This window comes from Luteibacter sp. NPDC104163, assembly GCF_055584245.1.
Genome location: NZ_JBVJMK010000001.1, coordinates 1 through 12,091 on the forward strand (window position 1 = coordinate 1; position 12,091 = coordinate 12,091).

General features: G+C 66.1%; 12 protein-coding genes. 2 read left to right on the forward strand and 10 right to left on the reverse strand.

The features are described 5' to 3' along the window. The first annotated feature begins 207 nt into the window (after window positions 1-207). A complete protein-coding gene (locus ACZ6YI_RS00005) occupies window positions 208-1,020 on the forward strand; it encodes a cytochrome C assembly family protein (protein WP_465776896.1) in 813 nt (270 codons plus the stop codon). Window positions 1,021-1,136: 116 nt separating this feature from the next. Here the strand turns inward: ACZ6YI_RS00005 and radA are convergent, their stop codons facing one another. From radA to ACZ6YI_RS00025, 4 genes are all read right to left on the reverse strand, one after another. After that, a complete protein-coding gene (radA, locus tag ACZ6YI_RS00010) occupies window positions 1,137-2,528 on the reverse strand; it encodes a DNA repair protein RadA (protein WP_465776897.1) in 1,392 nt (463 codons plus the stop codon). 69 nt (window positions 2,529-2,597) lie between these two features. After that, window positions 2,598-3,686, reverse strand: a complete 1,089-nt coding sequence (gene alr, locus ACZ6YI_RS00015; RefSeq protein WP_465776898.1) for an alanine racemase — start codon at window positions 3,684-3,686, stop codon at window positions 2,598-2,600. A gap of 186 nt (window positions 3,687-3,872) precedes the next feature. Next, a complete protein-coding gene (locus ACZ6YI_RS00020) occupies window positions 3,873-4,841 on the reverse strand; it encodes a CsgG/HfaB family protein (RefSeq protein WP_465776899.1) in 969 nt (322 codons plus the stop codon). A 180-nt stretch (window positions 4,842-5,021) separates the two neighbouring features. Then, on the reverse strand, window positions 5,022-5,780 hold the full coding sequence (locus ACZ6YI_RS00025; protein ID WP_465776900.1) for an SGNH/GDSL hydrolase family protein: 759 nt from the start codon (window positions 5,778-5,780) through the stop codon (window positions 5,022-5,024). 186 nt (window positions 5,781-5,966) lie between these two features. Between ACZ6YI_RS00025 and ACZ6YI_RS00030 the strand changes: the two genes are divergently transcribed. Further along, window positions 5,967-6,299, forward strand: coding sequence for a low molecular weight protein tyrosine phosphatase family protein (locus ACZ6YI_RS00030; RefSeq protein ID WP_465776901.1), 333 nt, complete (start codon window positions 5,967-5,969; stop codon window positions 6,297-6,299). A 54-nt stretch (window positions 6,300-6,353) separates the two neighbouring features. On the opposite strand, the gene ACZ6YI_RS00035 is transcribed toward ACZ6YI_RS00030, so the two are convergent. From ACZ6YI_RS00035 to rpsF, 6 genes are all read right to left on the reverse strand, one after another. After that, on the reverse strand, window positions 6,354-7,802 hold the full coding sequence (locus ACZ6YI_RS00035; protein WP_465776902.1) for a flavin-containing monooxygenase: 1,449 nt from the start codon (window positions 7,800-7,802) through the stop codon (window positions 6,354-6,356). Window positions 7,803-7,836: 34 nt separating this feature from the next. Beyond that, window positions 7,837-9,267, reverse strand: coding sequence for a replicative DNA helicase (locus tag ACZ6YI_RS00040; protein WP_247327988.1), 1,431 nt, complete (start codon window positions 9,265-9,267; stop codon window positions 7,837-7,839). A 127-nt stretch (window positions 9,268-9,394) separates the two neighbouring features. After that, window positions 9,395-10,615, reverse strand: coding sequence for an alginate export family protein (locus ACZ6YI_RS00045; protein ID WP_465776903.1), 1,221 nt, complete (start codon window positions 10,613-10,615; stop codon window positions 9,395-9,397). Between the two features lie 212 nt (window positions 10,616-10,827). After that, the gene (gene rplI / locus ACZ6YI_RS00050) at window positions 10,828-11,274 is read right to left on the reverse strand and encodes a 50S ribosomal protein L9 (RefSeq protein WP_440326093.1); all 447 of its coding nucleotides are present in this window, start codon (window positions 11,272-11,274) and stop codon (window positions 10,828-10,830) included. A 112-nt stretch (window positions 11,275-11,386) separates the two neighbouring features. Then, window positions 11,387-11,617: a 30S ribosomal protein S18 gene (gene rpsR, locus ACZ6YI_RS00055; RefSeq protein ID WP_045830959.1), complete on the reverse strand. Its 231-nt coding sequence runs from the start codon at window positions 11,615-11,617 to the stop codon at window positions 11,387-11,389. Between the two features lie 15 nt (window positions 11,618-11,632). Continuing rightward, window positions 11,633-12,043 carry a 30S ribosomal protein S6 gene (rpsF, locus tag ACZ6YI_RS00060; RefSeq protein ID WP_429243262.1) on the reverse strand — a complete coding sequence of 137 codons (411 nt, stop codon included), beginning with the start codon at window positions 12,041-12,043 and terminating at the stop codon, window positions 11,633-11,635. Between the last annotated feature and the right edge of the window lie 48 nt (window positions 12,044-12,091).

Sequence of the window (12,091 nt, forward strand, 5' to 3'; positions counted from 1 at the left end):
CCGTGCCCGCGGGTGTGCCCGGGCGGGGCCGGGCCGGGGGGGGGTGTACAGAGTGCCTCCGCCGTCCGGCCCCTGGGGGCGCGCGGTGGGGGGGGCGGGGCCCCCCCCCACCCCCCCCCGCCCCCCCCCCCGCTCCCACAAAGGGCGGGGGGCGAGAGGCTCGCGGCGGCAAATGCCACTGTGTCGCATTCCGCTCCCCGATCCCCTATGCCACACTCCGCCTCCATGATCGTCACCCTCTCGCTGGCCGCCATCCTTTTCTACCTGTCCGCCGCCGGCGTCCTCGCCCGGCCGCTGGTGACGGGCGGCCAGCCGCTGGCCCGCTGGGGCATGGCGCTTGCGCTGGTGGCCGCACTGGCCCATGCCGGCGCCCTGCTCGGGGCGCACCGCGGCACGCTGGACCTGCACTTCTTCGCCGCGCTGTCGCTGGTGGCGTGGATCGCGTCGGCGCTCACGCTCGTGGTGAATTTTTCCCGCCCGGTCGCCGGCCTGGGCATCCTGATCTTCCCGTTGTCGGCCGCCTTCCTCGCCATCGATGCCTTCCTCGCGCCGCGCACCGCCCCCATGGCGATGACCTGGCAGATCGAGATGCACGTGACGATCGCTGTGTTCGCCTTCGGCTTCCTGTCGCTGGCCGCCGCGCTGGCGATCCTCCTGGCCATCCAGGAACGCGCCCTGCGGCGCAGCCGGTTCGGCCACTGGGTCCGCGCCCTGCCCCCGCTCACGCTGACCGAGGTGCTGCTGTTCCGCCTGATCGCGGTCGGCTTCGTCCTGCTGACGCTTACCCTCGTCACCGGCGCCCTGTTCGTAGGCGACCTGTTCAGCCAGCACCTCGTGCACAAGACGGTGCTATCGATCGTGGCGTGGGTGGTCTTCGGCGTCCTGCTGTGGGGACGCTGGCGTTACGGCTGGCGCGGCATCCGCGCGGTGAACCTTACGCTCACCGGCATGGCGATCCTGCTGCTGGCGTTCTTCGGCACGAAGCTGGTGCTGGAGTTGATCCTGCATCGCACGGCCTGAGGGCTCGGCGTCTCCGCTTCGTTGGCTTATCGCGCGCAAGCGCGCTCCCACATGGCTAGTTCGTGCGCAAGCGCGCTCCCACACCGGTTATTTGTGGGAGCGCGCTTGCGCGCGATTCACTCCCGCGAGGCGTCGATGGCCTGGGAGAGGCGCTCCACGCCGATGACTTCCATATCGCCCACGCGGCCGCGCTTGGGCGCGTTGGCGGCGGGGACGACGGCGCGGCGGAAACCGTGGGTGGCGGCTTCTTTCAGGCGCTCCTCGCCGTTTGGCACCGGGCGGATTTCGCCAGACAGGCCGACTTCGCCAAAAGCGATGGTCTTTTCCGGCAGCGGCCGGTCGCGCAGGCTCGATAGCACCGCCATCAACACCGGCACGTCCGAGGCGGTTTCCTGCACGCGGATGCCACCGACCACGTTGACGAACACGTCCTGGTCATAGGCGGCCACGCCGCCATGGCGGTGCAGGACGGCCAGCAGCATGGCAAGCCGGTTCTGCTCCAGGCCGAGCACCACGCGGCGCGGGTTGCCCAGCGACGACTGGTCGACAAGCGCCTGCACTTCCACGAGCAGCGGGCGCGTGCCTTCGCGCGTCACCATTACCGCGCTACCGGGCGTCGGGCCCGCGTGTGCGGAGAGGAAGATGGCGGAGGGATTCGGCACTTCGCGCAGGCCCTTCTCCGACATGGCGAAGACGCCGAGCTCGTTCACCGCGCCAAAGCGGTTCTTGAAAGCGCGCAGGACGCGGAAACGGCTACCCGATTCGCCCTCGAAATACAGCACCGCATCGACCATGTGCTCGAGCACGCGGGGACCGGCGATGCCGCCCTCCTTCGTCACGTGGCCCACCAGGAACACCGACGTGCCGGTTTCCTTGGCGAAGCGGGTGAGCTTGGCCGCGGATTCGCGCACCTGGCTGACCGAGCCCGGCGCAGCGGTGAGCATCTCGGTCCAGATGGTCTGGATGGAGTCGATGACCAGCACGCGCGGGCGCGCCGCGGCGGCCTGCTCGAGGATGCGCTCGATGCAGGTCTCGGCAAGCGCGTGCAGCGGCGCGAGCGGGAGGTCGAGGCGCTGGGCACGCCCGGCGACCTGGGCCAGCGATTCTTCGCCGATGACGTACAGGCTGGGCAGCGTCACGCCCAGGGTTCCCAGCATCTGCAGAAGCAAGGTGGATTTGCCGATGCCGGGGTCGCCACCGATCAGCACGACCGAGCCATCGACGAGGCCGCCGCCCAGCACGCGGTCCAGTTCACCGATACCGGTGTTGGTCCGCGCTTCGGCGGTGAGCAGCACCTCGGTAAGCGGCGTGATCTGCGGAGCACCCGAGGCGCCGCCCGCGTAACCACCGCGGCGTGCGCCCGGCGTCGCCACGGCATTCGGCTTGGCCGGCTGCACCACGAACTCGGAGAGCACGTTCCACTCGCCGCACTCGGCGCACTGGCCTTGCCACTTGCTGTGTTCCGCGCCGCACTGGGTGCAGACGTAGGCGGTCTTGGCCTTGGCCATGTGATCGGTCTTCCTCAAAAGCAGGCGGGCTATATAACGCACCCGCGTCGCACGGTGCGATACCGGGCGTCAGCCCTCGTCTTCCACGAAGAGTACGCGACGGGTCATGCCGCAGGTGAGGTCGTACGAGATCGTCCCCGCGGCGGCGGCCACCGTTTCCACCGGCAGGCCCGCGCCCCACAGGGTGACGCGATCGCCCACGCGCGCGTCAGGCACGCCGCGCAGGTCGAGCGTGATCAGGTCCATCGATACCCGGCCGACCAGCGGTGCGAGCTGGCCATTCACCAGCACGGGCGTGCCCTGGGCCGCGCTGCGCGGGTAGCCATCGCCGTAACCGATGGCGGCCACGCCGACAGCCATGTCCTCCGGGCAGGTGTAGGTGCCGTTGTAGCCGACGCGCTCACCCTTGGTGAGCTGGTTGATCGCGACCAGGCGCGTCGCCAGTGTCATCGCGGGGCGGAAGCCGAAATCGGCCCCGCTGCGCCCCTCCACGACGGACAAGCCGTACAGGAGACCGCCGGTGCGGACCCAGTCGCCACGGGCATCGGGCCAGCCGAGCACGGCGGCCGAATTCGACAGCGCGCGGGGACCATCCAGCCCTTCGGTAGCCTCACGAAAGCGCTGGATCTGCGCGGCCGTGTCGTGCCCCTCGAATTCCTCGGAGGAAGCGAAATGCGTCATGAGCCCAATCTCCGGCCCGATCGCCGGCATGGCCCGGAGCAAGGCATGGACCTCGCGGGCGCGCACTGGCGCGAACCCGAGCCGGTGCATGCCCGTGTCGACCTTGATCCATACCGTCAGGGCGCCACGCGCCGGATCGGCCTTCGCCAGCCACGGCAACTGCGCGTCGTGGTGGATCAGTGCCTCCAGCCTCAGGCGCTGCATTTCCGCGATATCCGCAGGCGTATCCGGCCCGGAAAGCACGACGATGCGCTGCTTGTGCCCCGCCGCGCGCAGGCGCAGGCCATCGGCGATGGCGGCCACGGCGAATGCCTCGGCCTCGCCATCCAGCGCCCGTGCCACCCGCTCCAGGCCGTGGCCGTAGGCATCGGCCTTCACCACCGCCATGACCCGAGCGCCGGTGGCCATCGCGCGAACGCGGGCCAGGTTATGGCGCAAGGCACCGAGATGGATGGTGGCGACGGTGGTACGGCTCATGGATCGAAAGCGGCCATGCTGGGGAAGAAGGCCACCCAGTCTAGCGGGATCCAACGGGCAACCGTGTGGCGAGGGCATGGCGCGGCCGGGCCAGGGGCATGTGGGAGCGCGCTGCGGGAGCGTGCTTGCACGCGATGGGTGCTCGCGGCCAGGCCCATCGTGCGCAAGCGCGCTCCCACAACGGCGTTAGCGGGCCAGGTCGAAGTTTTCCGACGACAGCCAGCCGCGGTTGCCGTGCTCGTCTTCCACTTCCCAGTTCACGCCCATCTTGTCGCCCGTGGGGTACACGGCCATGCCGGGGTCGAGTTTGCGCACGACCTTCGATTTGGCATCGGCGCTGGCGCGCAGCGTGCTGGGCTTGTTGACCGTGCCGGACTGGCGGGTGTTGGCCGCGGATGCGTTGCCGGGCAGGCCGCCGAGTTCGGTGACCAGCTTGGTGTAGGCATCGAGGTAAGCGGCGGTAATCACCTGACCCTGGGTGGTGCTTGCGTAAGCGCCGACCGACGCCTTGCCACTCATCTCCGAGCCCCACAGGCCGCCGGCGGCGCCGAACCCGAGATCGTTCTTCTCGCCGTGGCCCTCGGTCATGGCCACCTGCTCCGACGAGCGGACGTCGGTCACCGTGAGCACCACGTCGGCCGTCTTCGAGTTGATCACGACGTTGCTGGCGAGACGACCCGCCGTACCCCCGATGAGGCCACCGACAATCGCGCCGATACCTGCACCGCCCGCGTCGCGGTTGCTCGAGATCAGGTCGGGCACCATCACGTAATCGGCTGCCTTGATCTGCCCCTTGCCAAGGTTCGAGCCGCCACGCAGGTCACCGCCCGCCGCGAGTTCGCGCTCGCGCATGGCCGCACCCATGCCCATGCCGCGATCGACCAGCGTGAAGCAGCCGGATTTCTGTACGAAAACCTTGATGAGCCTGGTGGGCGACGGCAGCTGCTGCTCGGTCCACCAGTGGACGGCGGCTTCGGGCTCAATCACCGAAATGCTGCCAAGTTTCTTCGTGCAGTGAGGAATCGCCTGCACCTTGGCCTCGTGCTCACGCTGTGACTTCGTGACCAGCGGGTTGCTGGCATTGCACGCGGAAAGCGCGAACGTGCTGCCGATAGCCGCCACGAGAATGGCGGCCTGCTTGTTGAAGAGTTCCATGAGGGGTCCCTGTCCTTGCGCGCCCGGAAAGAAAAACCTGCCCGGGCTTCGGGCGCGTGGACGGACAGGCTGTCGCGAGACCGTTGAATGCTATCGGTCGTCGCGCAAGGACTCGATTAGGAGAACTCCTAAAATCGCGTGCGAATTACCCACTCGCAGTTGTGGGCAATCGCCTACAAATCAGGACCGCTTGTCAGCGAGTGCCTCGTCGATCGCCTTCTGCGCGAGCGGCGCCATGATCACGTAACCCGCCGCGTTCGGATGCAGGCCATCGCCACTGAGATCCGCACGCAACTGGCCGGTCTTGTCGACCGTCGCGCTGAAATAGTCGATGAAGCCAAGGTGTTCGCGCGCGGTGTAGTCACGAATCCACGTGTTGAGCGCCTTGATGTCCGCCGGCGGCCTGCGCTGGCTGGACGTGGGATCGTTGTAATTACTGATCGGCAGCAGATTCGCGATGACGACATGGATGCCGTTCGCGCGGGCAAGTTCAGCCATCGAAGTGAGATTGTTTTCAATCGTCTGCAACGACTCAGGTCCTGTGTTGCCAGCGATGTCATTGGTGCCGGCAAGGATGACGACCACCGAAGGCTTGAGTGCGATGACGTCGGCGCGAAAACGCACCAGCATCTGCGGCGTGGTCTGGCCACTGATACCGCGGTTGATGTAGCCCTTCCCCGGGAAGAATTCGCCGACCTGCCGTCCCCACCCGTCGGTGATGGAGTCACCCATGAAGACGACGCGCTTCTCGCCCGGCTTCAGCGCCGGGACGGTAGCGTTCTCCTTCGCATAGCGGCCCAGCTGCGGCCAGTCGTTGAGGCGGTTTTCGATATCGGTCTTCTGGTCTGCCGTGGGGTGTTCCGGGAGTACCTGGCGGTCTGCGGCGGCGGCAGCCAGGGTGGAACCTGCAAGAAAAGCGACGAGCACGGTACGGAGCATGCTGTATCCCTCAAAAGAGTGCGTTAGCGACTCAAGCAACTGCGGCACACGGCCACAGCATCCCTATCGTGGTGCACGAAACAGCGCATGGATTCCCTCCCCCGGCCTTCTTGGCCACCGCCGATAGTCGATGAATCGGTGGACCAGTGCAACGGGAGGCGGTCACATACCGGCTAGGATAGGCCCATGACCCGTGTCCTCTTTCTCTGTGGCAAGAACCGCCTGCGCAGCCCCACGGCTGAGCAGGTTTTCGCATCATGGCCAGGCGTGGAGACCGACTCCGCGGGCGTGAACCATGATGCGGATTGCCTCCTGACCATGGAGCAGGTGCAGTGGGCGGAGCTGATTGTCGTCATGGAAAAGGCGCATCTGGCGAAGTTGCGGAATGGGTTCCGAAAGGGACTCGGGAAGGCGCGATTGCTCTGCGTCGACATTCCGGATGACTTTGACTACATGCAACCGGAGTTGGTGATGCTGCTGGAGCGGCGGGTGGGGCCGCATCTGCGTCCGGGCAGCTAGCCGTTGGCGTGAGAAATCGCGCGCAAGCGCGCTCCCACAGGGGCCCCAAAGGCGTTATCGGGCTTCGAGAACCGGGTCGTCGATCGGTTCTTCGAGGAGGACCTGGCGGTCGATCTCGTAGCGATGGGTGACTTGCCAGGGGCGCCCCCTGCCCTGCCTGGGCAGTTGCGATTCGCCGCGCATGACGTAGCCGGCGCGGAGGGCATCCATGATGCAGGCCTCGGTGGCCTCGCCCGGTGGCGACTTCGGGGCGACCGCCCTAACGCCGCGCGCCTCCATCCAGGCCAACAGGCGGCAGACGTACTGCGCGGCAAGATCGACCTTCAGCGTCCACGAGGCGTTTATGTACCCGAACAGCACCGCGGCATTTGGGATGCCATCGAGGAGCACGCCTTTGTAGGTCAGAAGCTTGCCGGGATCGCGCGCCTCGCCATCGACATCGAGCGTCATGCCGCCAAGCACCTGCAATTTGAACCCCGTGGCGCTGACGACGATATCGGCATCGAGGGTCGCGCCCGATGCGAGCTTGAGGCCGGTCGGCGTGAACGAGGCCACCGTGTCGGTCCACACCGAGGCCTTCCCCGCGCGCAACGCATCGAACAGGTCGTTGTCCGGAACGACGCACAGTCGCTGCGTCCACGGATCGTACGACGGTGAAAAGTCGGCGAGCGAAGCGGCGCCATCCAGCCGGTGCCGTACGCCAGCCAGCAACAGGGAACGCATGCGCCTCGGCCAGCGCATCGCCGCGCGATATAGCAACCGCTGCAATGCGATGTTGCGGCCACGCGCCCAGCGGTACACGGTGCGCTCAGGCAACACGTGCAGCAGTAGCGAGGAAATGGCATCGCGCGAGGGAACGGAAAGCACATAGCCGGGCGAGCGCTGCAGCATCGTGACGTGGGCCGCCTCGCGCGCAAGCGCCGGTACCAGCGTGATCGCGGTGGCGCCACTACCGATCACCACTACGCGCTTCCCCTCCCACGACATATCCGCCGGCCAGTGCTGTGGGTGCACGAACTGCCCCTGGAACCGTTCCCGGCCGGGGTAATCAGGCACGTAGCCTTGTTCGTAGGCGTAGTAGCCCGTGCAGCCCACGAGGAAGTCCGTGGTGAACCGATGCTCGATGTCGTCTTCGTCCCGGGCCGTCACGGTCCACTGCGACGACTCCGAGGACCACGACGCATGCGTGGTGCGCATGCCGAAACGGACGAGCCGCTCGATGGACCAGGCGCGAGCCGTATCGTGGATGTACTTGAGGATCGCCGGCCCGTCCGCCAGGACCTTCAGCTCGTTCCACGGCCGGAAGCCGAAGCCGAAGGTGAACATGTCGGAATCGGAACGCACGCCGGGGTAGCGGAACAGGTCCCAGGTGCCCCCCATGGAGCGGCGCCGCTCCAAGATGCCCACGCGCTTGCCCGGGCAGGCCATGGCCAGCCGGCAGGCCATGCCGACTCCGGAGAGCCCGGCACCGATGATCAGGACGTCGTAGTGGTCGCTGGCCATGCGTACCCCCGTCGATGGGACGAGGGTACGCCGATCAGTCGAACGTGCCTACGTAGGAATCCGGAGCCCAGTTCTCGAATTTGGTGTAGTGGCCAAGGAAGGCCAGCTTCACGGTGTCGGTCGGGCCGTTACGCTGCTTGCCGATGATGATCTCGGCCAGGCCCTTATCGGGCGATTCCTTGTTGTAGTAGTCGTCGCGGTAAATGAACATGATGACGTCCGCATCCTGCTCGATAGCGCCGGATTCGCGAAGGTCGGACATCATGGGGCGCTTGTCGGCGCGCTGTTCCAGCGAGCGGTTGAGCTGGGAGAGCGCGATGACCGGAACGTTGAGTTCCTTGGCCAGTGCCTTCAGGCCGCGCGAGATCTCCGAGATTTCCGTCGCGCGGTTTTCGCTATGGCCAGGGATCTGCATGAGCTGCAGGTAGTCGATGACGATCAGGCCCAGGCCGTGCTCGCGCTGGAGGCGGCGCGAGCGCGAACGCATTTCCACCGGCGACATCGCGGGCGTGTCGTCGATGAAGATCTTGGCGTCGGAAAGCATGGTGATCGCCGAGGTGACCCGCGGCCAGTCCTCCTCGGCCAGGTCGCCGTTGCGCAGGTGCTGCGCGTGGATGCGGCCAAGCGAGGAGATAAGACGGAACGCCAGCTGCGAGGCCGACATTTCCATCGAGAACACCGCTACCGCCTTCTTCGAGCGCATGGCGGCGGCTTCGGCCAGGTTCAGCGCGAACGCGGTCTTACCCATCGAGGGACGCGCCGCGACGATGATCAGGTCGGATGGCTGCAGGCCCGCGGTCAGTTCATCCAGGTCGGTGAAGCCCGTCGACAGGCCGGTGAGCTGGCCACGGTTCTCGTAGCGCTCGGTCAGCTGGCGGAACGCGTCGCTCACGGCTTCGCGCATGGAGACGATGTCTTTCTTGCCGCGCGCGCCGGATTCCGCGATACGGAACACGCGCTGCTCGGCCAGCTCCATCACTTCCTGGACGCTCTTGCCCTCGGGGCGGAAGCCATCCTCGGTGATCGCGGTACCGGCATCGATCAGTTTGCGCAGCACGGACTTCTCGCGAACGATATCGCCATAGGCCGCGATGTTCGCGGCGCTGGGCGTCGAGTTCGCGAGCTCGAGCAGATAGGCAGGGCCGCCCATCATCTCGTCCATGTCGTTGGACTGGAACCACTCGCCGAGCGTGATGGCGTCGCAGGGCATGCCCTTGCCGGCCAGCTCATTGATGGCCCGCCAGATCATCCGGTGATCCTTGCGGTAGAAATCCTCGTCGGTGAGCTTGTCGGCCACCTTGTCCAGCGAATCCGGCGAGAGCATCAGGCCGCCCAGCACCGCCTGCTCCGCCTCGATCGAATTGGGCGGGACGCGAAGGGCATCGATGGCGGAGGGCTCGCGGCGGCGGCGCTCACCGCGCTCACCACGTTCGCCGCGGTTGCCGCGCTCGGGATTGAAGGACATGGATTACCTCGTCATGCAGCCGGCACTGACCCGGGCCCGGGTTGCCGTGCCGCCATGATACGCGCCGGGGTCGCACGCGTTGAGAGGATAAGTCTGTGGATAAGTTGTGGGAAAGCCACGATGCGGGCTATTTCGGCGGTTTTCCGTAGCGGTACTCGCCAATCAGCCAGAACTTCCGTTCATCCACGCCATGGCGATGCGCGCGGTAGTCGCCGTACTGCAGGTCCACCGAGAAACCGCGCCCAAGATCCACCAGCAGGCCGATATCCACTTCATCGCCGAGCATCGCCCGGCCCTGCACAGGCCGGAAGTGGCGGTACGTCACCTGCCACGTCGCCGGCCTTCCCACGTCCACCGCACCCTGCAAACCCACGAAACGTTCGCTCAGCCCACTGTTGGGGATGCGGAAGGCCACGACCCAGCCATTGAAGGCCCGTGCCGCGCCATAAGCGACGTTCACCGCGTTGCGCCCGTTGCCACCGAGCTTCTCCTCGCCAAAGCGCACCGATAGCGGCGCGTAGCCGATAGTGGCGTCGACCAGGTGATAGCCAAGGCTGAAGTCAGCCGGGTTGTTGGCGTAGTCGTACTGGCGCGCCCACTCGGCGGTCCAGGCGAGCACAGGCCCGCGCTGTCCGAGGGTCTCGCTGCCGGTATAACGCAGCCCGAGGGTCTTCACGGAGTTGGCCGACGCCGTGTCGTTACGCACGAAGTAGCCGTATCCGGTGAGTTTGCCGACGGGCAAGGCCTGCTCGACATGCAACATGTGCGCGTCGAGTTTCCATCGGCGCTGGTCGCGATCATGGAAATCGGCACCCACCGTGCGGTTCACACGGCCCAGCCAGTAGTAGCTGAGCACCGCGCCATCCACGGGCCGCCAGCTGATGCGCGCCCCGTCGAATGACTGCAGGTTCTGCCGCCACCCGTTGCTGCTGAAGAACCGCCCGTTATCGAGCAGCACGTACTGGCGGCCGGCACGCACGGCGAGATCGTCGCCCGCGTAGTTGACCCAGGCGTTGGTGATGCCGGTGGACGAAGGATCGGCCTCGGTGGGGTAAGGGGTGATCCGCGCCGAGCCGTCGTCGTACTGCCGGCCGAACAGGGACCAGGTCCGGATGCCTTCGCCGTAGGCACTCCACCCATCGCCGATGACCCAGTGGTAGCCGAGTTGCAGGCGCGCCGTGTTGGCATGGCCGCGTCGAGGCTTACCATCGGAGTGCAGGTTGCTGTATCGGTAGCGCGCCTCGATGTACGGCGCACTTTCCTGGGGCACTTCCGCGGCGTACGCCGACATCCCCGCCATCGAACTCCCGGCCACGCCCATGCATGACCGCCACCACCACTGCTTCATCGACTACCTGATCCTGCCGCTTGCTTGACCAGCGAATGTAGGCAGGCGAGCTCGGCGGCGCCAACGCGTGGCTTGCAGTGCGTTGTTTTACCTCGTTGTATCGGAACATCTGAGATAGAGCAGGCCGACTCTCACATGAGAAATGTAGGAGCCACGAACGAAAACGGGCGCCACATGGGCGCCCGTCTCCGGATCTTGCGGTGGTGCGGTGCTTACGCGCCGACGACCTTGACCTTGACCGTCTGCTGCACGTCGGCGTGCAGGACGACGATGACGTCGTACTCGCCGGTGTTGCGGAACGGGCCTTCGGCCTGGATCACTTCGCTCTTGTCGACCGGCAGACCCTTGGCGGTCAGGGCCTCTGCCACGTCACGCGGGGTGACCGAGCCGAACAGCTTGCCTTCCGGCGAAGCGTTGACTTCGATGGTGACTTCGGCGCCGTCGAGCTTGGCGGCACGACCCTCGGCGCCGGACAGCTGGTCCTTGGCCTTGGCTTCGTACTCGGCACGACGTGCTTCGAACGCTTCGAGGTTGGCGGCGGTCGCGCGAGCGGCCTTGCCGGTCGGGAGGAGGAAGTTACGACCGTAACCCGGCTTGACGTTGACCTTGTCGCCGAGGTTACCGAGGTTCTTCACCTTCTCGAGGAGGATGAGTTCCATGGGATTTTCCTTTTCGTTAGCACGGGTGTGGCCCATGCAGCCAGGACGGTTGTCCGAAATGTTCGCCTGAACCAGGCGCCCTGCCCTTTAAGGGAGCAAGGCGCCAGGACGATCAGACGTCGTGGTTGTCGGTGTACGGCAGCAGCGACAGGAAGCGGGCGCGCTTGATAGCGGTCGCCAGCTGGCGCTGGTAGCGGGCCTTCGTGCCGGTGATGCGGCTCGGGACGATCTTGCCGTTCTCAGTGATGTACTGGCGCAGGGTGTTGAGATCCTTGTAATCGATCTCTTTCACGCCCTCGGCGGTGAAACGGCAGAACTTACGGCGGCGGAAAAACTTGGACATGTCTGTATTCCCCGATTAATCGTCGCTGTCGCGATCGTTGTCGTTGACGCCACGGTCGTCGCTGTCGTCGTCACGGCGGCCACGCGAACCCTTCTGCTCATCCTTTTCCTTGCTCTTCAGGATGAACGACTGTTCGGTGTCGGCTTCGTCACGGCGGATGACCAGGTGGCGCAGGACGGCGTCGTTGAAACGGAAACCCGTCTCGAGCTCGTTCAGCGCGTTCTGGGAAACCTCGATGTTCAGCATCACGTAGTGAGCCTTGGCGAGGTTCTCGATCGGGTAAGCCAGCTGGCGGCGGCCCCAGTCTTCGAGACGGTGGATCTTGCCGTTGTCGCCTTCGATCAGCGTCTTGTAACGCTCGATCATGGCGGGCACCTGTTCGCTCTGGTCCGGGTGGACCAGGAACACAACTTCATAATGACGCATGGTGGCTCCTTGTGGATGCACCCCTTGCGGGGATGGCAGCCTCCCGGG